The organism is Sporosarcina limicola (assembly GCF_014873855.1).
Taxonomy (GTDB): Bacteria; Bacillota; Bacilli; order Bacillales_A; family Planococcaceae; genus Sporosarcina; species Sporosarcina limicola.
The window spans coordinates 1-20,695 of the sequence record NZ_JADBEL010000028.1 but is presented as its reverse complement, the minus strand read 5'-3'; the positions used below and the strand labels follow the sequence as shown (position 1 = coordinate 20,695).

Genomic DNA, 20,695 nt, shown 5'->3' with positions numbered 1-20,695 from the left:
AGATTAGATTATCCGATTCGGTGAATAAACATATAGTCGCGGCAATTTAGGATCATCTCTCACAAGCCAATCATCCGGTAGTTTAAATAGCTGCTTATACATTGCAAAGTCACCAGCAGCACCGCCAATCAATAGGGCGGATAAACTGATAAGCACACCATGACCAAAATATATACCGACAACTGCAGGTACGACACCGGTCATCCAAAAGGGGAGTAACAGTGCCTTTCGGATAGCCTTGTTCGTCATTAATTGGTCAGTAGTGGCATAGGCAATACCCAGTTTTAAATTTACCCCGACAATCATCTTTTTCCAGGGCACCCTTCCAAATAGACGAAAACCAAGCAAATGGAATAGTTCATGAAGAACGATAAGGATAATATATCCGGCAACAAACAAAAAAAGATTCCAAAATGTAATGTTGAACGACAAGCTACGTTTAATGCCAGCATTTAAAGCGAAAAGAATAAATAATGCTGCCAAAGAAATAAGTAGACTCTGTTTAGAAACTCGCGGTAAATCAATTGCAATTACTTTGTCAGGTTCATGAATTTCATTCAATAAAACCACCTCTTTAAGTAAGTATACAAGAAAATGGTTGAAAGGTTAGTTCCGTTATGTTAGTATAAACTAATGTGAGTAATAAATTACTTGCTCCTTGCCCGCTGAAATCAGCAGGGCCTAAGTCCATAAGGAGGTGACTGAAGATGAGAAAGTACGAAATCATGTATATCATCCGTCCAACGGTAGAAGATGAAGCGAAAAAAGCGTTAATTGAACGCTTTGATGGAGCACTTATTTCTAATGGTGCGGAAATCATCGAGTCGAAAGAGTGGGGCAAACGCCGTCTTGCCTACGAAATTGACGACTTGCGTGAAGGTTTTTACCAGCTTGTAAAGGTAAACGCTGGCTCTGAAGCAATCGATGAATTTACACGTCTTGCAAACATCAACGAAGATATCCTTCGTCATATGACTGTTCGCATTGAAAACTAATTCATATAGAACCGTTACCAGCTGAAACTTACAAAATGATGAGGGAGGTTGAATTTGATGATTAACCGAGTTGTTTTAGTAGGAAGACTAACAAAAGATCCAGAGCTTAAGTATACACAAACTGGAATTGCTGTCACGCGTTTTACGCTAGCAGTGAACAGAGCTTTTCAAAATGCCCAAGGTGAAAAAGAAGCTGATTTCATCAGTTGTGTAGCTTGGAGAAAACAAGCTGAGAATATCGCGAACTTTTTAAGAAAAGGAAGTCTTGCCGGAGTAGATGGCCGTATTCAGACGGGTAGCTTCGAAGGACAAGATGGGAAACGCGTCTATACAACGGAAGTTGTAGCAGATAGCACTCAGTTTCTTGAACCGCGGAATGCAAATGCTGACAGGTCTGGATCTGCTCAGGGAGCGCCATCCTATGGTGCTCAGCAAAACGAGCAATCTGGCTATCAGCAACCGAATCAGCAATATCAACAGCCAACTCAGCAATATCAACAACCATCTCAACAAAATTATACACGTACTGACGACGATCCATTTTCGACAGGAAGCGGTCCGATAGAAGTATCAGATGATGACCTGCCGTTTTAAGATTCCGATGTCTGTAACGAACTAGTAAGGAGGGAATGCGATATGGCACCACGTCGTGGAGGTAAAAGACGCCGTAAAGTCTGCTATTTCACATCAAACAACATCATAAACATCGACTATAAAGATACTGACCTGCTTAAGAAATTCGTTTCTGAGCGTGGAAAAATCTTGCCTCGTCGTGTAACTGGAACAAGCGCGAAGTATCAGCGCAAACTGACACTTGCAATCAAGCGTTCACGTATCATGGCTCTTCTTCCATTCAGTTCGGAAGAGAGATAAATTATTAATATGGACCGTCTTATCAAACCGGCACAACCGGTACGAAGGCGGTCTTTTTATTCGGATAAATAAAGTACATACGTTCCTTTTTGGTTTAAAAACAATAATCATGATACAATCAAGAGAACTATCGATCGATAGAAATTAGAAGCTAACTAAGTGATAAAAAAAGTCGTCCAACGAAAGACCGGAGGAATCTATATTATGCAAGACAACACAAGGAAAATCACATATGGAGCAATGATGATTGCTCTATTTGCAATCATCATTGCGGTATCGTTATATGTACCACTGGTTGGCTTAGTAACGGTGTTATTCATTCCATTGCCAATCATTCTTTACAGATTACAACATGATCGCGCCTCATCATTCCTCATCATGACGACGGGTATAGGAGTATCACTTCTTGTCGGCGGAAAATTACTTTTGCCGATTGCTCTTATCGCTGGATTGATGGGGTTCGTCATTGGTGACACGATACAGACAGGTAAAACGAAATTATATACATACATGACATCAGGTCTCACGCTGCTTATTACAACGCTGGGCATGTATGTAGTTGCAGTACTATTGTTTAAATTCAATGTCCTGGATATATTGCTCAAGGGAATACGGGAAATGCAGGAAGCAATGAGACTGATGATGGAGACGTACGGCCGACTGCCTGCCAAGTATGATGAAACTGCGGAAGTGATGTTGATGAATTATGAACATTCTCTCCCATCGACTTTCATCATCGGAGTATTCTTACTGGCCTTCGTCATCCTGACAATGAACCTGTCAATCGTACAGCGTCTCGGTATTAAGATTCCACAATTCCCTCCATTTAGGGGAATGAAGTTACCTATTTTCATCGTCATTATTTATGGGCTAATTTTACTTATAATGCTCCTGGTTAAAATAGAACCGGGAACAGATCTGTATCTGATTTATATAAATGCGACTGTCATTTTAAGATTCCTGTTTTTACTGCAAGGTATTTCGTTAATTCATTACTTTATATATGAAATGAAGTTATCACGGATAGTGACTATCATGTCAACGATTTTTGGAATACTGTTAGGTCCGGTGACCATGTTACTTGGGATACTTGATGCAGGAATGAATATCCGTGCTTGGATTGGAAAAGATAAGGCAAAATAAGGGGATGGGACAATGACATCTTTTTTTAGAAAACGGACAATACGGTATCCATTAGCACTATTGTCGCTCCTTGGTGTAATGGCAGCAGTGTTACTACTCTTATCTTATTTTTGGCTAGGGCTCCTCTTTTCTGTCCTTTTTGTAGCATCTGCAGGGGCGGCGTGGAAGATGGAGGAACAGACCTATATTGAAACGGAGAAGCATATTGAAGCACTGTCATATAGGGTGAAGAAAGTTGGAGAAGAAGCCCTTCTAGAATTACCGATTGGTATCATCCTTATCAACGAAAAAAACATTATAGAGTGGGCAAACCCATATGCTGCGAAGGTTTTCGACTCAGTGTCACTTATCGGTGATGAATTATTTAGCCTATCCGAGCGATTTCAGCAGATTGTAAAGAACGATAATCCCGAACACAACGTAGTGACAATTAAAGAACGGTCCTATAACATACTTTACAAAGTGGAAGAGAAACTATTTTACCTGTTCGATATTACGGAGCAATTGAAGATAGAATCACTTTACCATGCAGATCGCACTGTTATCGGAATTATTCTTGTCGATAATTATGATGAACTTGCACAAGCAATGGATGATCAGACAAGAAGTCAACTCAATTCCCTTGTTACGTCACTCGTAAATCGATGGGGAACAGAAAACGGCATTTTTGTCAAACGGATTGCTTCGGATCGTTTCTTCGCCGTGTTTAATGAGGCTACATTAATGGAATTAGAAAAAACAAAGTTCTCAATTTTGGATGATATTCGTGAAACAACAGCCAAGCAAAGCACTGCACTTACACTTAGTATTGGTGTCGGGGTGGGGTCTATATCACTCACCGAATTGGGTGAACTTGCACAATCCAGTTTGGATCTTGTACTTGGGCGCGGCGGTGACCAAGTAGCCATTAAGCGTTCTGATGGGAAATTGAAATTTTTTGGTGGTAAAACGAACCCAGTGGAAAAAAGGACACGTGTTAGGGCAAGGGTCATCTCCCATGCTTTACGTGACCTCATACAAGGCAGTGATAAAGTTTTTATAATGGGTCATAAAATGCCAGACATGGATGCGATAGGTGCGGCAATCGGGGTTCGGAAAATGGCCCGCATGAATAATATAGAAGGCTATATTGTCGTCAAATTCAATGAGTTGGACAATAGTGTCACACGACTTATGGATGAAATCGAGCGCGAAAAAGATCTATTCAGTCAGTTCATTAGCCCAGAAGATGCGCTATCGATGATTACGGAAAAGTCACTTGTTGTCATTGTCGATACACATAAACCGAGTCTTGTCATTGATGATCGGATTCTTGGTAAGGCGGAAAAGGTTGTTGTCATCGATCACCATCGACGTGGAGAAGAATTTATCAAGAATACGATGCTTGTTTACATGGAACCCTATGCATCATCCACAGCCGAACTGGTTACAGAGCTGATTGAATATCAACCGAAAAATGAAAAACTTACAATGCTCGAATCGACGGCATTGCTTGCAGGTATTATCGTCGATACGAAAAGCTTCACGCTTCGTACAGGGGCGAGGACATTCGAAGCGGCATCATATCTAAGGACCTATGGAGCGGATACAGTACTCGTTCAACGCCTATTAAAAGAGGATATCGAGACGTATATCCAGCGAGCTAAATTGATTGAAACGGTTGAGCTGTCCAATGAAGGAGTTGCGATAGTAAAAGGGAAAGAAAGCATCATCTATGGTACTGTCTTGATTGCCCAAACTGCTGACATCCTACTTACAATGCAAGGGGTGACCGCCTCATTTGTTATCGCGAGCCGTGCAGATGGTAAAATAGGAATAAGTGCGCGTTCACTTGGTGAATTGAATGTTCAACTGATAATGGAGGAACTTGGAGGTGGCGGTCATTTGACGAACGCTGCATGTCAACTGGATGTTGAAACGGTGGAAGAGGCTGAAAAACTGCTGAAATCCATACTAGATTTAAAAATGGAAAGGGGAAATTCAAAATGAGAGTAATTTTTTTACAGGATGTCAAAGGAAAAGGCAAAAAAGGTGAAGTGAAAGAGGTTTCTATAGGATACGCACAAAATTTCCTATTAAAAAATAAGTTAGTAGTAGAAGCGACGCCAGGGAATTTGAGTCAACTTGAAGGGCAGAAAAAAAGGGTCGAGAAAAACGCTGCCGAAGAGTTGGCAGAAGCTGAAAAGCTAAAAGAACAGATTGACAACATTACAGTTGAAATGAAAGCAAAATCGGGCGATGGTGGACGGCTATTCGGTTCAATTACAACAAAGCAAATTGCAGAAGCCTTGAATAAGAATGCAGGAATTAAAGTGGATCGACGTAAAATGGAACTTTCGGATGCAATTCGTGCACTTGGTTTCACGAATGTACCAATCAGAATTCATCCGGATGTAACCGCAACACTCAAAGTGCATGTTACGGAAGAAGGATAAGGAGAGAAATAGATGAACCAGATGATCGATCGTGTCCCACCACATAATAATGAAGCGGAACAGTCGGTCATCGGAGCAATTTTCCTTGAACCGCAGGCACTCATTACAGCGGCAGAGCTTCTTATGCCAGAAGATTTTTATCGGACGGCGCATCAAAAAATCTTCAATACAATGATTTCTTTGAGCGACAAAGGGCAGGCTATTGATGTTGTCACCGTTACAGAAGAATTATCCGCAAAAAAGGAATTGGAAGATGTCGGTGGGATTTCGTATTTGACGGAAATTGCTAATTCAGTTCCCACCGCGGCAAACATTGTGCATTATGCTCGTATTGTGGAGGAAAAAGCGCTTCTACGTCGTCTGATTCGTGTTGCTACATCAATCGTCGAAGACGGCTACGCACGGGAGGATGAGGTGGAAGCACTTCTTTCTGAAGCAGAAAAGAAGATGATGGAAGTTTCCAACCGGAAAAATGCGGGAGACTTCAGGCATATTAAAGATGTCCTTGTTGAAACGTATGACAACATCGAACTTCTTCATACGAGAAAAGGGGATGTTACGGGTATCCCGACAGGTTTCCGTGATTTAGACAAAATTACAGCTGGTTTTCAGCGCAATGACCTAATCATCGTCGCGGCACGTCCTTCCGTCGGTAAGACTGCATTTGCTTTGAATGTAGCTCAAAACGTGGCAACAAAAACCGATGAGAACGTTGCAATTTTTAGTTTGGAAATGGGTGCGGAGCAGCTTGTCATGCGGATGCTCTGTGCTGAAGGAAATATTGATGCGCAAGTGCTCAGGACTGGTGCGCTCGAAGCGGAAGACTGGCGGAAATTGACGATGGCGATGGGTAGCCTATCGAATGCAGGTATTTTCATCGATGATTCACCTGGTATCCGGGTCAATGAAATCCGTTCAAAATGCCGTCGTTTGCAGCAAGAACACGGACTTGGCATGATTATGATTGACTATATGCAACTGATTGCAGGAAGTGGTAACAAGCCAGGTGAAAACCGGCAGCAGGAGGTTTCGGAAATTTCCAGATCGTTGAAAGCACTCGCGAGAGAATTAAAAGTACCAGTAGTCGCACTATCCCAGCTTTCACGGGGCGTTGAACAACGTCAAGATAAGCGGCCAATGATGTCTGACCTTAGGGAATCCGGAAGTATTGAGCAAGATGCGGATATCGTTTCATTCCTTTACCGTGAAGATTATTATGATAAAGAAACAGAAAATCAGAATATGATTGAAATTATTATAGCTAAACAAAGGAATGGTCCAACAGGGACGGTTACGCTTGCCTTTGCAAAAGAATATAATAAGTTCGTCAATATCGACTGGAGTCAGCACGAGTCGGCTGTTTATTAACAAACACGAACGATGTGAAGTGAATAACTTTGTATCGTTCGTGTTTTTGGGTGATTTTGATTGACGAAGTGGCTTTTACTTGCTACAATTAAGCGTATTTTAATGGGGATGCGAATGCATCTAACGGAGGTGCTAATTATGCCATCAATAGTAGTAGTCGGAACACAATGGGGAGACGAAGGCAAAGGAAAAATCACCGATTTCCTATCGAAGAACTCAGAAGTGATTGCACGTTATCAAGGTGGCAATAATGCTGGGCACACAATCATTTTTGGAGGGGAGACCTATAAACTTCATCTCGTACCATCAGGTATTTTCTACAAGGAAAAGATATCTGTCATAGGAAATGGAATGGTCGTAGATCCGAAAGCGCTCGTAAATGAATTAAAAGGACTCCAAGATCGTGGAGTAAATACGGATAACTTACGTATTTCCAACCGTGCGCACGTCATTTTGCCCTATCACTTGAAGCAGGACGAAGTGGAAGAAGCAAGACGTGGAGTAAATAAAATTGGAACGACGGGCAAAGGAATAGGACCTGCTTATATGGACAAAGCAGCGCGTGTCGGAATCCGTATAGCAGATTTGTTGGATCGCGAAGTTTTTGAAGAAAAGCTACTACTTAATCTCAATGAAAAGAACCGGATGTTTGAGAAGTTTTATGAAACAGAAGGGTTCACAATCGAAGAGATTTTGAATGAGTATTATAACTACGGGCAAGAAATCGCCAAATACGTAACGGATACATCGAAAGTATTGAATGATGCGCTAGACGAAGGTCGTCGTGTTCTTTTTGAAGGCGCACAGGGTGTTATGTTGGATATTGACCAAGGAACCTATCCTTTCGTTACTTCATCTAACCCCGTTGCTGGAGGAGTGACAATCGGAGCAGGGGTTGGCCCAACGAAGATTGACCACGTTGTTGGCGTTTGTAAAGCGTATACTTCCCGTGTCGGCGACGGTCCTTTTCCAACGGAATTGTTTGATGAGACGGGTGAAAGAATTCGAACAATTGGTAAGGAATTCGGTACAACAACTGGACGTCCCCGACGGATTGGCTGGTTTGACAGTGTTGTAATTCGACATGCACGACGTGTCAGTGGCCTGACAGACCTTACGGTGAATTCAATTGATGTTCTATCAGGGCTAGAAACGGTTAAAATTTGTACAGCTTATAAATATAAAGAGGAACTTCTTACTGAGTATCCGGCAAACTTGCGGGTCCTTGCAGAATGTGAACCAATCTATGAGGAACTACCTGGTTGGTCTGAAGATGTGACAAGCTGTAAATCACTCAATGAACTACCTACAAATGCTCGTCATTACTTGGAACGGATCTCCCAGCTGACAGGCGTTCAACTATCAATATTCTCTGTAGGACCTGACCGCAATCAGACGAATATCGTTACGAGTGTTTGGAGTTGAAAAAGAAAGACATCTTGCGTAGTCGGAAATTTCCGGTATGCAGGATGTCTTTTTTTTGTAGAGAAATAATTTTTCTCGTCCAATAAAAGTAATAATTATTACAAGTATTACAGAAAAAAGTCGCTAAATGTATAAATAAGAATGTAATAGTCGAGTAATATGTTAGAAAAACAAAATTAAAGGAGTAAATTTGATACTTACTCCTAATATATAACAATAAATGGATGTTATTATACAATGTCATTACAATGGTCTACAACACTACAAGGATTGGGTAGGATATGTTAGATTAAAGAAGCGTGAAAAATATGCACTATGAGTAATGACCTCTACCAGTCTTGCGGTTGAAAAACGGAAGGAGTCTTATCATGATTTATAAGAAAAGTGAACAGGGTGAAAAGGAAACAACCTTGTCCAAGTTGAAACAACCTCTTAAGCAAGTTCAAAAAGTTCTTGTCATCACTTTGATGTTAGTGGGATTGGGGATAAATGTAGGTTTTGCAAATGAAGGGGAAAATTCAGGCCTTTTGACTGTATTCCATATCTATTCGGAAGGTAAGTATATAGGAATCTTATCCGACGAAGCAAAGCTTGAAAAATTGAAAGAACAAGAACTACAAAAGGCGGCCTCCGAATTTGAAAATCTCCCACTTACGATAGGAACAGATCTTTCAGTTGTTCCAGAACGAGTATTTACAGCCGGAACAGATGATGAAATCGTTCTTGAAAAACTTCATGAAATGCTTACTGTGGAAGCAGAAGCAGTCGGTATTACAATTGACGGAAAACATGAATTCTATGTCAGTGATATGAGAGCATATGATGAAGTAATCCGGAGATTGAAATTGCAATCTGTACATGAAATGGAGCTTAGTGAATTCGAAGCCCGCACAGTGTCTTCTGTACCTATCCCAGCTTTAAAGGAAAATGAAACCCGTATCGCAAAAGTCGTTATTAGTGGTAAGGTGCAAGCGGAAATAGGGAAAACAGCTCCTGAAGAGGTGAAAAGTCTAGAAGAAGCGCTCGTACTTCTTAACAAAGGGACACTTGACGAAAAGAAGTATGTTGTTCAATCTGGCGATGTTCTTGGGAAGATTGCTGTAACTTATACAATGACGACAGCTAAGCTTTTAGAACTTAATCCCAGCTTTACAGTAGAATCGGTTCTTCAATTAGGAGACGAACTTAATGTCACCTCCGTTGAACCATACGTAGAAGTTGAAGTCCATTATGAAACGATGAAGAAAGAAATGATTAAGCACAAAAGTATAACTGAAGAAGACAGCTCCTTATACAAGGGCGAAAAGAAAGTGATTCGTCAAGGTTCTGATGGTGAAAAAGAAGTCACGGAACTCATTCGAAAACAAAATGGTGAGGTTATCGGTAGGTCAGTATCCGTAGAAAAAGTACTTGTCGAAGCGCAAGATGAAGTGACAGTAATCGGAACAAAAGTGATGCCTTCAAGAGGGACAGGTACATTTACATGGCCAGCAGATGGAGGATATGTTTCAAGTCAAAGAGGTGTACGTTGGGGAAGGGTTCATGAGGGTATCGATATAGCTCAACCATCCTCATACACCATTAAAGTAGCTGATAATGGTGTTGTTACAGATGCTGGATGGCATAGTACGTATGGTAATCGTATCGTTGTTACTCATAATAATGGGTACGAAACATTGTACGCCCACCTTTCCTCAATTGACGTAGAGGTTGGACAAACTGTACCACAAGGAACGGAAATCGGAATTATGGGATCGACAGGAAGATCCACAGGCACTCACCTCCACTTTGAAGTGCTCAAAGATGGTGAGAACATCAATCCGCTAAGCGTATTAAGATAAAGTGAAACTTCCTTTAATACAGGTTCAATATGAAATGGGGACGATACATAATCTTGTATCGTCTTTTTTAAACAATTAATGAGTCTTTAAGGAAATATTACCCGGGAAATAGTTAGAGGTGTTCTTGCTGTAGAACGTGCGAATCGGTATAAAGAATGATAGAGTAAAAGGACAATGAAAGAGGCGCCAATAGGGCGGGAAAGGAAAAGATTATGCAAAATAAAACAATTCTAATCGTTGACGATGAAAAACCGATTGCTGATATACTGGAGTTTAATTTGAAAAAAGAAGGGTTTAATGTCTTTTGTGCGTATGATGGAGAAGAGGCATTGGAGTTAGTAGAGGAAGTAAAGCCAGATCTGATGCTGCTTGATATCATGCTTCCAAAACGAGATGGCATGGAAGTATGCCGTGAAGTCCGTAAAAAGTATGACTTTCCAATCATCATGTTGACAGCGAAAGATTCTGAGATTGACAAAGTGCTTGGTCTAGAATTGGGTGCAGATGATTATGTAACTAAACCATTTGGTACTCGGGAGCTTATTGCACGTGTAAAGGCGAATTTGCGAAGACAAATGAAACCAGTTTCGGATGGGCAGGAAGAGCTGAATAATAATATCACGGTAGGTAATCTTATTATTCAGCCAGATGCTTATCTTGTATTGAAAAGGGATGAAACGATTGAATTGACTCATCGTGAATTTGAACTTCTTCATTATCTAGCCAAACATATTGGTCAAGTAATGACGCGTGAGCACCTCCTCCAAACGGTATGGGGCTACGATTATTTTGGCGATGTACGGACTGTCGATGTAACAATTCGTCGTTTGCGTGAAAAGATTGAAGATGCACCAAGCCACCCAGTATGGATCGTGACAAGGCGCGGGGTTGGTTATTATTTAAGAGATCCGGAACAGGAGTAACAGCTATGCAGAAAGTTGGTATTTTCCGTTCCATTCATGTGAAGTTCGTTCTGATCTATGTCATGTTAATCATAATTGCAATGGAGATTATCGGACTTTACTTCGCAAGGGAGCTCGAACAGACATTGAAAGCAAACTTCACGACATCGATTGTCGATCGCATGAACCTGGTCGAGTTCAGTGTACGTGAGGAGATGACAAAGGAACGCACAGCGGACGACCCGACACTCGAGACGAGTCTGTGGGCCGTCCTTTCAGGCTTTACTTCAGAAGATAAAGATATCAATGAAATTCGGGTTATTGACTCAAAAAAGAAGATACGTGCGACATCCGTATTAGATAATCAGCAAATGGTCGGTCGTCTTACAAGAGATGATATTGTCAAAAAGTCTCTCACATCCGAAGCGGAATTTGACATTACCTTCCTTGAACAAAAATCAAGGAATCGGATATGGGGCCGTGCAAAACCGATAATTGTCGGGGAGGAAGTTATTGGGACACTTTATGTGGAATCGAATATTGAAAAGGTATTTAAACAAATCGATGAAATAAACCATATTCTCGCTGGAGGAACAGCTGTTTCATTGACAATTACAATTATCATTGGAATTTTCATTGCGCAGACTATGACAAGACCGATATCTGATATGAGGCGCCAAGCACAAACAATGGCAAAAGGAAACTTCTCTCGGAAAGTACGAGTCTACGGAAATGATGAACTAGGGCAGCTAGCCATTGCTTTCAACCATTTAACAAACCAACTACAAGAGTCCCAATCAACGACCGAAAGTGAACGGCGTAAATTGGCTTCTGTATTGGAAAATATGACGGATGGTGTCATCGCAACTGATCGGAAAGGTCGCGTTAGCCTTATTAATGATTCTGCCCTGCTCATGCTTAGAATGACACGGGATCTTGTCTTGAATCGACCGATTTCTAGCATACTGGGTCTTGAGCAAGAGTACACATTTGAAGATCTTATTCAAATTAAGGATTCAATTGCATTGGATTTTAGTACGCAAGAACAACCGTATATTTTACGAGTGAATTTTTCGGTGACTCAAAGGGAAACCGGCTTTGTAAATGGTTTGATTGTTGTTCTTCATGATAATACAGAACAGGAAAAAATTGATATGGAAAGGCGGGAGTTCGTCTCCAATGTATCACACGAATTACGTACGCCGCTTACGACAATGCGTAGCTATTTGGAAGCACTTGCGGATGGAGCGTGGAAGAATGAGGAGATTGCTCCGTCTTTCCTTCATGTGACCCAAACCGAAACAGAGCGGATGATCCGACTCGTAAATGATTTATTGAAACTATCACGGATGGACAGTAGAGATTATGATTTGAATAAAGAATGGGTTGAATTCAATCATTTTTTCAATGCAATCATTGATCGTTTTGAATTTTCAAAGTCTCAAAATGTCTATTTTAAACGATTACTTCCTTCTTTAGATTTATTTGTAGAAATCGATGCGGATAAGATGACGCAGGTTATCGATAATATTATTTCTAACGCTCTGAAATATTCCCCAGACGGCGGGGGTATTCGTTTCGGTGTGATCATGGCGGATAATTTCATTAAGGTGATGATTTCGGATGACGGAATGGGTATTCCAAAAGCGAACGTCAACCGGATTTTTGATAGATTTTATCGTGCGGATCGAGCTAGGTCACGAGCGATGGGTGGAACCGGATTGGGCTTAGCGATTGCTCGTGAAATGATTATGGCACACTGCGGGGAAATCTGGGCGGAGAGTGAAGAAGGGGAAGGGACGACAATATTCTTCACGTTGCCGTTTGAAATTCAGGAGGATGGTGAATGGGATTGAAATATATTGAGATAGTTAAATCGATTGTACTTTTAATCCTTGTCATGCTGAGTTTCCTGTTCACCTTTGCAATATGGACGTATACACCCCGTTATGAAACAATTGAACAATTACCAACGGTCGATATTTCAATTGCTAAAAAACAGATAATCGATGAGGTCATCAAACCTTATAAATTGCTGTTGAATTTTGATGGGAATTTAAAGGGGACCTATGATTCCACTGAAATTGAATATGTTATGAAAGAGCTTGAAAAGTGGGAATTTTCGGACCTTACACTGGCAGATAATAGCTTCTCAGCTGCGAAGCTCGATGCACTGATGCGGAAACCGAATCGACTTACACTCTACTTTCATGGTGATGTTCCCCTACCTATTTTTGATAATGTTTTAAATATCACGGATGCCAATATTCCTGAAACATCCTTTGATCGTATTGTGGTCGACTGGAACCCAGCAGGTATTTCGATGGACGTCATTTTCATCAGTAGAAAGAACAATGGTTATCTGTATAAGGTAAAGGCGAAGGTGGAGGATTATCGAACTTTTAACCGCTCTGTTTTGACATGGGGAAGAGGTCTCGGGGAATACGTGGAGGTGGATCCAGACAGATCACCATTTTTAGCAGTACCGGCATCGTCTATTGAAGTCATCGGGAACACATATTATGAAAAGGAAATTGTCCCATCTCGGTTCCGGGATGCCTTATTTACCGATCCTAATGCTGTTCGACTAAGCCAATCAGGATCTAACCATGAGGAGTACCAGGATGACCATGCATTGATGAAGGTGGATACAGAAAAGAAAACATTGAATTATGTCTTGCCATCTGCGGAAAGTTCGGAAACCGCAATACCATCCGAGATATTTCTGAATACGCTTAAATTTGTCAATGAACATGGCGGTTGGACAGATGAATACAGGTATATGTATATGAATCCGCAGAAACGTTATGTGAAGTACCAGCTATTCGTCCATGGCTTGCCGGTTTTTGGCGATACGCCTGGATCTACCGAAATCACACAAGTATGGGGAGATAATCTGGTCTTCCGTTATATGAGACCCTACTATACACTGGATCTAACGCTACAAACGGATGTGAAATTTCTTAAATCAGGAATAGAAGTCATCGAGATGTTGCGAGCTTCGGAAACAGTGGATTTAGATACCGTTGAAGAAATTATACCTGGTTATTTCATGAAACACGATCGGGAACAAAGATTGTTCATCATGGAGCCATCCTGGTTCTATCTGGCAAATGGTACATGGATTCGCTTTTCACCCGAACTTTCGGGAGGTGAACAGGTTGGATTGGAATAAGACAAAAACGATTTTCATAATCGTATTCTCGATATTGAATGTATTCCTGTATTCGCTTTATATTAACCGGAGCTTAGAGACGCAAAATATGCAGGTAATGGGGAAGACATCAACCGAGGAATCACTGAAGTTGGAAAATATTGTAGTCAAGGAATTACCACATGTGAATAAGGATTCAGCCTTCGTATCCGCAAAAGCATTGATATTCACGGATGAACAGCTAAAAAGTCTTGAGAATCAAAAAACCAACGTATTGAATGGAACAGAACTCCATTCTAAAATGAAGACTCCGGTAACTGTTCGAAATGCTAAAGGGGACTACGAGTTCACAGAGTTTCTATCAAGATATATCCTTCATGGTGGAGAATATATCCTATGGGAAGTAAATGAAGAGGAACAACAAGCGTTATTTTTCCAACAAGTCAAGGATACTCCAATCTATTTCAACCAGAAGGCAATGTTGAAGTTGGACTGGAATGAAGAAGGCGAAGTGATAAATTATGAACAGCATATGCTTGAGAAGTTTGTCACCTTCAACCATAAAAAAGATTTGCTATCTCCAATAGATGCACTGGGTTCATTATTTTCACGCGGTCATTTGAAACAGGATTCAAAAGTGATAAATATGAAGCTGGGTTATTCGACATTAGTTCAGTTTACGGAAACGCAAGTGTTTGCTCCAACGTGGAGTGTCCATGTAGAATTGAAAGATGGTAAAATTGAAAATTATTTCATCAATGCGATAGAAGGTAAAGTAATAGAATTCCAGCTTGAAAAAAAGGAAGAGGACATCGAATGAGAGGTTTTTGTAATGCGTTTTAGTGTGCTCGCAAGTGGCAGTAGTGGCAATGCAATCTATATTGAGAATGATAACCATGCTTTTCTTGTTGATGCTGGCTTTAGTGCGAAAAAGATGGATAGCCTTATGGCGGGTCTTGGTCGTTCCATGAAACAAATTGATGGTATATTTGTAACGCATGAACATAGCGATCATATAAAAGGTATTGGAGTTGTAGCACGAAAGTATGGGACACCGATCTATGCCAATGAAAAGACATGGCAAGCGATGGACAGTCTTGTTGGCAACATCCCACTTGAACAGCGGTTTCAATTTGATATGGAAACGGTGCAATCATTTGGTTCAATCGACATTCAATCGTTCGCTGTTTCGCATGATGCCGTCGATCCAATGTTTTATGTTTTTCATGAAAAAGATAGGAAATTGGCAATTATAACGGATACGGGATATGTAAGTGACAGGATGAAAGGATATATCAAGGGTGCAGATTCCTTTGTCTTTGAAAGCAATCATGATGTGAGTATGTTGCAGATGGGACGCTATCCGTGGTCGGTCAAACGAAGAATATTGAGCGATGTCGGACATGTATCGAATGAGGATGCAGCGGTGGCAATGAGCGAAGTGGTGGAGCAGAAAGAGACGAAAATCTATCTGTCACATTTAAGCAAAGATAATAATATGAAAGACCTTGCAAGAATGAGTGTTACACAGACATTAGAAACATGTGGAATCATTACGGGTGAATATGTCCATTTACATGATACAGATGCTGATCAGCCGACTGAACTTGTGACCGTATAGGGCAATATATAAACGGACCTTGCCTACGGGTAAGGTTTTTATTTTTGAATTTCTGTAAATAGGGTAAGATTATATAGTAGAAGCTGAAAGGGAGAGAAGTATGGACGAATTTAATCAGAATCCTGAAAAAAGAGAGCATGAACTTCCTATAACTGAAAATGAACGGCATTATTCAACACGGCTGCCAACCGAGCCACCGAAGCGCAAAGGTAGCTTTTTGCCATCGTTAGTTGGTGCGGTCATCGGGGGACTCCTTGTCTGGTTTTTAATGACGAATCTAAATGGTGCGCCAAAACAGGAATCCAATCAATCGGAACTGCCAAAAGGAAATACACAGACTAAACGACTTTCAGTGGATGTGAATACAGATGTCACGGAGATTGTTGGACAAGTGGCGAATGCGGTTGTTGGTGTGTCAAATTTACAAACGGTCCGCGATTTTTGGTCAACGGCAGAAAAGACGGCTGAAAAAGGATCGGGTTCAGGTGTTATTTATAAAAAGCAGGGAGACAAGGCGTATATTGTTTCCAATCAGCATGTCGTAGAAGATGCAAAGGTACTTGAAATCACTTTTGATGATGGTACGAAAACAGAAGGAAGATTAATTGCTAGCGATATATGGACAGATCTGGCAGTGATTGAGATTGATTCTAAAGACGTTACTACAATCGTCGAATTCGGTGATTCGGATGCACTGAAACGTGGTGAACCGGTCATCGCAATTGGAAATCCGCTTGGACTTGGCTTTTCAGGTTCTGTAACTGTCGGTGTCGTGTCGGGAAAAGATCGTTCCATCCCAATCGACTTTGACAAGAATGGAACAATCGATTGGCAAGCGGATGTACTGCAAACAGATGCCGCCATTAATCCAGGGAATTCGGGCGGTGCGCTTATTAACATGGCAGGCCAATTGATTGGCATCAACTCGATGAAAATATCAGAGGCAACAGTCGAAGGAATCGGACTCGCAATTCCCATCAATCTTGCCACGCCAATTATAGAACAACTTGAAACGAAGGGTGTAGTAGACAGGCCGACGATGGGTGTCACATTACTCGATCTTAGGGATGTGCCAGCACGACAACAACGGGAAGTACTTGGACTTCCTGCTGATGTAACAGCCGGTGTCGTTATCACGGATGTCATTCCCAAATCACCAGCAGAACAAGCGCGAGTTAAGAAATATGATACAATCGTAGAAATGGATGGCAAAAAAATTGAAGACATGGTCGGCCTACGAAAACATCTGTACAATGCAAAGGAAGTGGGCGACGCCATGCACATGAAAGTGTACCGGGAAGGTCAACTAATGGAAATTGAAATGGTGTTGAAGAACGGAACCTCGTTCTAATTATAAAATTGTACACATAGTTAATTATAAAAACTTATCCACAATCAGGCAGAATAGCAAAGTGAGTGCTATCTGCCTGATTTTCTCATATTTTCACGCTTTGTGGATAAATCGAATTATTTGTGAATAACTTTGTGTAAAAGAAAAAAACCGAAAGTAGGGATAAAGATGAAGTTGTATAGCTGCGAAACCCATATAAATCATACACTTGATGTTTTTGTGGCAGAGCAAGGAAAATTTCCAATAATGGAATCGATAGCGGAAGAAGAAAAGTTATCCACAAACTGTGCTTACTGTGAAATGGTTGCATTATATGTTGTGGCGAACGAATAAGTAGACACAAGATGTAGATAAGTATTGTGGATATGTGTATAAGTTCTGTTTATAACAAATAAAAAAAGGTGGACAACTTGTGAATATAATAATTTTGACTGTAGGTAAACTAAAAGAGAAGTATTTAAAAATGGGCATTGAAGAGTTTACAAAACGACTCGGGTCCTATGCGAAAATCGATTTGATAGAGGTGACTGATGAAAAAGCACCGGAGTCATTAGGTGAAGCTGATATGGAAATTGTCAAGAAAAAAGAAGCTGAGCGAATTCTTGCGAAAATCGGAGCAGATGCCTACGTCATTTCACTTGTTATCGAAGGAAAAATGAAAACATCGGAACAATTGGCAGCTGATTTGGATTCATTGATGACGTATGGGCGGAGTAAAGTGGTGTTTGTAATTGGGGGATCACTTGGTTTGCATGACAGTGTGATGACGAGGTCGGATGAGCTGTTGTCGTTTTCAAAGATGACCTTTCCACATCAGATGATGAAATTGATTTTGCTGGAGCAGGTTTATCGGGCTTTTCGGATAATTAATGGGGCGCCGTATCATAAGTAAAGAAGGTTTTAATTTTCTACCCATGTTGCACTATAAAAAAATACTAAATAGCTTATGAATTTTGTTCCATAAAAGAAAAAACCATTATACAAAAGAAGAAAAGGAGAAACGATGACAATGAGTAAAGAAACAGGATGGAACTTAGACAACAGTTATGCCCGTCTGCCGAAATCATTTTTTACCAACGTCAACCCAACCCCTGTACGCTCGCCGAAGTTGATCATTCTCAATAATCAATTGGCGACATCCCTAGGTTTGAATGTTCAGGCGTTGCAAAGCGAGGATGGCGTAGCGGTGATTGCTGGAAATCAGATTCCCGAAGGTGCTTGGCCTCTTGCTCAAGCTTACGCGGGGCATCAATTCGGGCATTTTAATATGTTAGGGGACGGCCGGGCTGTGTTGCTAGGCGAGCAGATCACGCCCCATGGTGAAAGGATTGATATTCAGCTTAAGGGTTCAGGTAGAACGGCGTATTCCCGCGGAGGTGATGGTCGAGCGTCACTAGGACCGATGCTACGTGAATATATTATCAGCGAAGCTATGCATGCGCTTGGTATTCCTACCACCCGTAGTCTGACGGTGGTGACATCTGGTGAGTCAGTCATCCGTGAAACCGAGCTACCTGGTGCAATTCTGACCCGTGTTGCTGCCAGTCATCTGCGCGTGGGTACCTTTCAATACGTTGCAAAATGGGGCACAGTTGAGGAACTCCGGACCCTGGCTGACTATACACTAAAGCGTCATTTTCCAGACGTCGAAGCTGATGAGAACCGATACCTTTCACTACTTCAGGAAGTGATCAAGCGCCAGGCTGAGCTTATTGCTAAATGGCAACTGGTTGGTTTTATTCATGGGGTGATGAACACCGATAACATAAGCATTAGCGGAGAAACCATCGATTATGGTCCCTGCGCCTTCATGGACGCCTATGATCCGGAAACGGTGTTCAGTTCCATTGACATGCAAGGTCGCTATGCCTATGGTAATCAGCCGACTATTGCCGGGTGGAATCTTGCGCGATTTGCTGAAACCCTATTGCCGCTGTTGCATGATAACCAGGAGCAGGCTGTCCAACTGGCCCAGGATAAGATTTCGGGTTTTAAGGGGTTGTATCACTGGAATTGGCTCACGGGAATGAGGGCAAAACTGGGGATATTGAATGAAGAGACACAAGATGAGGCTTTTATTAATGAACTCCTCAGTTTGATGAAGAAGTATCATGCGGATTATACCAATACCTTTCGCGCATTAACTTTTGATACGCCGGAAGATACGGTCCTGTTTGGAACTCCGGAATTCGCTCCATGGCATGGACTCTGGCAGGCGAGACTAGGCAGACAACAGGAATCGAAAGCCTCCTCGAATCAGTTGATGCGTAACAGCAATCCAGCGCTAATCCCACGGAACCATCGGGTGGAAGCGGCACTGGAAGCCGCGGTGGAACATGGAGACTACAGCGTGATGGAAAGACTTTTGGGTGTTCTTTCAAACCCTTACATGCACTCCACCGAACAGGCTGAATACGCCACATTGCCTGCGTCAACAACTCCTTATCAAACCTTTTGCGGTACCTAATAAAAAAGCACATCGGTGTATAAAGTCGATGTGCTTTTTTGAATATATTTTGCTGATAAAACCGATTGTTACTTTATCTCCACTTGGTCAATCGCCTTTTTTCATAATAAAACTCAAATGCCTTCCGCTTTGTTTGTCTTGCCGATAAGAGAAACCATCTAGGCTTACATACGTACAGGTCTGATCAATCGTAATTTGCTCGGCCGGTATTCCTGCCAACTCACATTGCTTTTTCACGGTTTGCTGAATGTCAATATAATACTTATGGGTGTGGTCATTGGTATACATAAAATCATCCGCATAGCCAAGGTCTTGGAATTTTAAGTACACATCTTCATCGACTTCAAAATTTTCCTGGCTTAGCGCTGCACCAATTTGGACGTGTAAATCACTCGGATTACATTGTTCAACTTGTGTTAAATGCTCAAAAAGTTTCAAGGAGATTTCTTTGACTGTACCTTGCCATCCGGAATGAATTACGCCAATGAGACCGTTCACTTCATTGTAAAAAATCACGGGGACGCAATCGGCAGTGAAGCTGCATAATACTAAATTTGGCTCATAGGTGTATAGGGCATCTGTATTCGTAATGGCGGTGTCCATTTGCTCAGCGCCTCGCCCTTTATCATCAAGCGTTACCCGATGGAAATTCGCGCTATGTGTTTGATTGGCACAAACGAAATTGTGCAGCTCGCAATGAAGGGAAGTAGCTAGTTTCTTACGATTTTCCACTATATAATCAGGGTTTTCACAGGCATGAAGAGCCATGTTGTTGTGTTCAAGTTCGGCATCATCCTTCATGGTCATTCCTGTTATGAATTTTTCATTGTTTACGTAAATGTTTGTTTTCATATCATCACCTTGTTTTAATATATAGTAGTGTACTGCTGATGTATAGGGCAGGTCTGGGAATTATAGTAATCCAATCAGATAAATTTATTGAAGGAGCAAAAGACCATACCTATGATGTATTATAGATGCGGGTATGATACATAGTTTTCCTCATATTGGCCTACTAGTGTTATCGGTAGTTGTCAACATAGTTGTCGCATTTAGCTAGTTTATTATTTCCGAAGTTTTATTCCTGAATTTCGTGAATCCCCAAGTTCAGTCAAAGCTA

General features: G+C 41.3%; 20 protein-coding genes. 18 read left to right on the top strand and 2 right to left on the bottom strand.

The window, feature by feature from the left end; all coding sequences use genetic code 11:
* Window positions 1–3 precede the first annotated feature (3 nt).
* Complete coding sequence (locus H4683_RS17635) at window positions 4–561, bottom strand: DUF3267 domain-containing protein (protein WP_225942193.1); 558 nt, start codon at window positions 559–561, stop codon at window positions 4–6.
* 146 nt (window positions 562–707) lie between these two features.
* On the opposite strand from H4683_RS17635, the gene rpsF reads away from it, so the two are divergent.
* The 18 genes from rpsF (at window position 708) to H4683_RS17545 (ending at window position 19,575) form a co-directional block, all read left to right on the top strand.
* The gene (gene rpsF / locus H4683_RS17630) at window positions 708–995 is read left to right on the top strand and encodes a 30S ribosomal protein S6 (RefSeq protein ID WP_192600148.1); all 288 of its coding nucleotides are present in this window, start codon (window positions 708–710) and stop codon (window positions 993–995) included.
* A 57-nt stretch (window positions 996–1,052) separates the two neighbouring features.
* The gene (gene ssb / locus H4683_RS17625; protein WP_192600147.1) at window positions 1,053–1,589 is read left to right on the top strand and encodes a single-stranded DNA-binding protein; all 537 of its coding nucleotides are present in this window, start codon (window positions 1,053–1,055) and stop codon (window positions 1,587–1,589) included.
* 42 nt (window positions 1,590–1,631) lie between these two features.
* Entirely contained in the window at window positions 1,632–1,868 is a 237-nt protein-coding gene (rpsR, locus tag H4683_RS17620; RefSeq protein WP_192600146.1) for a 30S ribosomal protein S18, read from the top strand.
* Window positions 1,869–2,072: 204 nt separating this feature from the next.
* Complete coding sequence (locus H4683_RS17615) at window positions 2,073–3,011, top strand: YybS family protein (protein ID WP_192600145.1); 939 nt, start codon at window positions 2,073–2,075, stop codon at window positions 3,009–3,011.
* 12 nt (window positions 3,012–3,023) lie between these two features.
* Complete coding sequence (locus H4683_RS17610) at window positions 3,024–5,000, top strand: DHH family phosphoesterase (protein ID WP_192600144.1); 1,977 nt, start codon at window positions 3,024–3,026, stop codon at window positions 4,998–5,000.
* Entirely contained in the window at window positions 4,997–5,446 is a 450-nt protein-coding gene (rplI, locus tag H4683_RS17605) for a 50S ribosomal protein L9 (RefSeq protein ID WP_192600143.1), read from the top strand. The genes H4683_RS17610 and rplI overlap by 4 nt, the downstream gene beginning before the upstream one ends.
* Window positions 5,447–5,458: 12 nt before the next feature.
* Window positions 5,459–6,814 carry a replicative DNA helicase gene (dnaB, locus tag H4683_RS17600; RefSeq protein ID WP_192600142.1) on the top strand — a complete coding sequence of 452 codons (1,356 nt, stop codon included), beginning with the start codon at window positions 5,459–5,461 and terminating at the stop codon, window positions 6,812–6,814.
* 138 nt (window positions 6,815–6,952) lie between these two features.
* Window positions 6,953–8,239 (top strand): adenylosuccinate synthase, encoded by a 1,287-nt coding sequence (locus H4683_RS17595; RefSeq protein ID WP_192600167.1) that lies wholly within the window; start codon window positions 6,953–6,955, stop codon window positions 8,237–8,239.
* Between the two features lie 368 nt (window positions 8,240–8,607).
* A complete protein-coding gene (locus H4683_RS17590; RefSeq protein WP_192600141.1) occupies window positions 8,608–10,080 on the top strand; it encodes a M23 family metallopeptidase in 1,473 nt (490 codons plus the stop codon).
* A 212-nt stretch (window positions 10,081–10,292) separates the two neighbouring features.
* Window positions 10,293–11,003 carry a response regulator YycF gene (yycF, locus tag H4683_RS17585; protein ID WP_192600140.1) on the top strand — a complete coding sequence of 237 codons (711 nt, stop codon included), beginning with the start codon at window positions 10,293–10,295 and terminating at the stop codon, window positions 11,001–11,003.
* A 5-nt stretch (window positions 11,004–11,008) separates the two neighbouring features.
* Window positions 11,009–12,838: a cell wall metabolism sensor histidine kinase WalK gene (gene walK / locus H4683_RS17580; RefSeq protein ID WP_192600139.1), complete on the top strand. Its 1,830-nt coding sequence runs from the start codon at window positions 11,009–11,011 to the stop codon at window positions 12,836–12,838.
* Complete coding sequence (locus H4683_RS17575; protein WP_192600138.1) at window positions 12,829–14,157, top strand: YycH family regulatory protein; 1,329 nt, start codon at window positions 12,829–12,831, stop codon at window positions 14,155–14,157. The genes walK and H4683_RS17575 overlap by 10 nt, the downstream gene beginning before the upstream one ends.
* A complete protein-coding gene (locus H4683_RS17570; RefSeq protein WP_192600137.1) occupies window positions 14,144–14,956 on the top strand; it encodes a two-component system regulatory protein YycI in 813 nt (270 codons plus the stop codon). Before H4683_RS17575 ends, H4683_RS17570 begins: the two co-directional genes overlap by 14 nt.
* A 12-nt stretch (window positions 14,957–14,968) precedes the next feature.
* On the top strand, window positions 14,969–15,757 hold the full coding sequence (locus H4683_RS17565) for an MBL fold metallo-hydrolase (protein ID WP_192600136.1): 789 nt from the start codon (window positions 14,969–14,971) through the stop codon (window positions 15,755–15,757).
* Window positions 15,758–15,857: 100 nt separating this feature from the next.
* Window positions 15,858–17,108: a S1C family serine protease gene (locus H4683_RS17560; protein WP_192600135.1), complete on the top strand. Its 1,251-nt coding sequence runs from the start codon at window positions 15,858–15,860 to the stop codon at window positions 17,106–17,108.
* 168 nt (window positions 17,109–17,276) lie between these two features.
* Complete coding sequence (locus H4683_RS17555) at window positions 17,277–17,441, top strand: CxxH/CxxC protein (protein WP_192600134.1); 165 nt, start codon at window positions 17,277–17,279, stop codon at window positions 17,439–17,441.
* Window positions 17,442–17,520: 79 nt separating this feature from the next.
* Window positions 17,521–18,000: a 23S rRNA (pseudouridine(1915)-N(3))-methyltransferase RlmH gene (rlmH, locus tag H4683_RS17550; protein ID WP_192600133.1), complete on the top strand. Its 480-nt coding sequence runs from the start codon at window positions 17,521–17,523 to the stop codon at window positions 17,998–18,000.
* Window positions 18,001–18,111: 111 nt separating this feature from the next.
* The gene (locus H4683_RS17545; RefSeq protein ID WP_225942192.1) at window positions 18,112–19,575 is read left to right on the top strand and encodes a protein adenylyltransferase SelO; all 1,464 of its coding nucleotides are present in this window, start codon (window positions 18,112–18,114) and stop codon (window positions 19,573–19,575) included.
* Between the two features lie 87 nt (window positions 19,576–19,662).
* Here the strand turns inward: H4683_RS17545 and pgeF are convergent, their stop codons facing one another.
* The gene (gene pgeF, locus H4683_RS17540; RefSeq protein WP_192600131.1) at window positions 19,663–20,427 is read right to left on the bottom strand and encodes a peptidoglycan editing factor PgeF; all 765 of its coding nucleotides are present in this window, start codon (window positions 20,425–20,427) and stop codon (window positions 19,663–19,665) included.
* Between the last annotated feature and the right edge of the window lie 268 nt (window positions 20,428–20,695).

Coding starts and splice junctions, on each gene's coding strand:
- rpsF (WP_192600148.1), top strand. CDS start 708: ATGAGAAAGTACGAAATCATGTATATCATCCGTCCAACGGTAGAAGAT.
- ssb (WP_192600147.1), top strand. CDS start 1,053: ATGATTAACCGAGTTGTTTTAGTAGGAAGACTAACAAAAGATCCAGAG.
- rpsR (WP_192600146.1), top strand. CDS start 1,632: ATGGCACCACGTCGTGGAGGTAAAAGACGCCGTAAAGTCTGCTATTTC.
- H4683_RS17615 (WP_192600145.1), top strand. CDS start 2,073: ATGCAAGACAACACAAGGAAAATCACATATGGAGCAATGATGATTGCT.
- H4683_RS17610 (WP_192600144.1), top strand. CDS start 3,024: ATGACATCTTTTTTTAGAAAACGGACAATACGGTATCCATTAGCACTA.
- rplI (WP_192600143.1), top strand. CDS start 4,997: ATGAGAGTAATTTTTTTACAGGATGTCAAAGGAAAAGGCAAAAAAGGT.
- dnaB (WP_192600142.1), top strand. CDS start 5,459: ATGAACCAGATGATCGATCGTGTCCCACCACATAATAATGAAGCGGAA.
- H4683_RS17595 (WP_192600167.1), top strand. CDS start 6,953: ATGCCATCAATAGTAGTAGTCGGAACACAATGGGGAGACGAAGGCAAA.
- H4683_RS17590 (WP_192600141.1), top strand. CDS start 8,608: ATGATTTATAAGAAAAGTGAACAGGGTGAAAAGGAAACAACCTTGTCC.
- yycF (WP_192600140.1), top strand. CDS start 10,293: ATGCAAAATAAAACAATTCTAATCGTTGACGATGAAAAACCGATTGCT.
- walK (WP_192600139.1), top strand. CDS start 11,009: ATGCAGAAAGTTGGTATTTTCCGTTCCATTCATGTGAAGTTCGTTCTG.
- H4683_RS17575 (WP_192600138.1), top strand. CDS start 12,829: ATGGGATTGAAATATATTGAGATAGTTAAATCGATTGTACTTTTAATC.
- H4683_RS17565 (WP_192600136.1), top strand. CDS start 14,969: ATGCGTTTTAGTGTGCTCGCAAGTGGCAGTAGTGGCAATGCAATCTAT.
- H4683_RS17560 (WP_192600135.1), top strand. CDS start 15,858: ATGGACGAATTTAATCAGAATCCTGAAAAAAGAGAGCATGAACTTCCT.
- H4683_RS17555 (WP_192600134.1), top strand. CDS start 17,277: ATGAAGTTGTATAGCTGCGAAACCCATATAAATCATACACTTGATGTT.
- H4683_RS17545 (WP_225942192.1), top strand. CDS start 18,112: ATGACAATGAGTAAAGAAACAGGATGGAACTTAGACAACAGTTATGCC.
- pgeF (WP_192600131.1), bottom strand. CDS start 20,427: ATGAAAACAAACATTTACGTAAACAATGAAAAATTCATAACAGGAATG.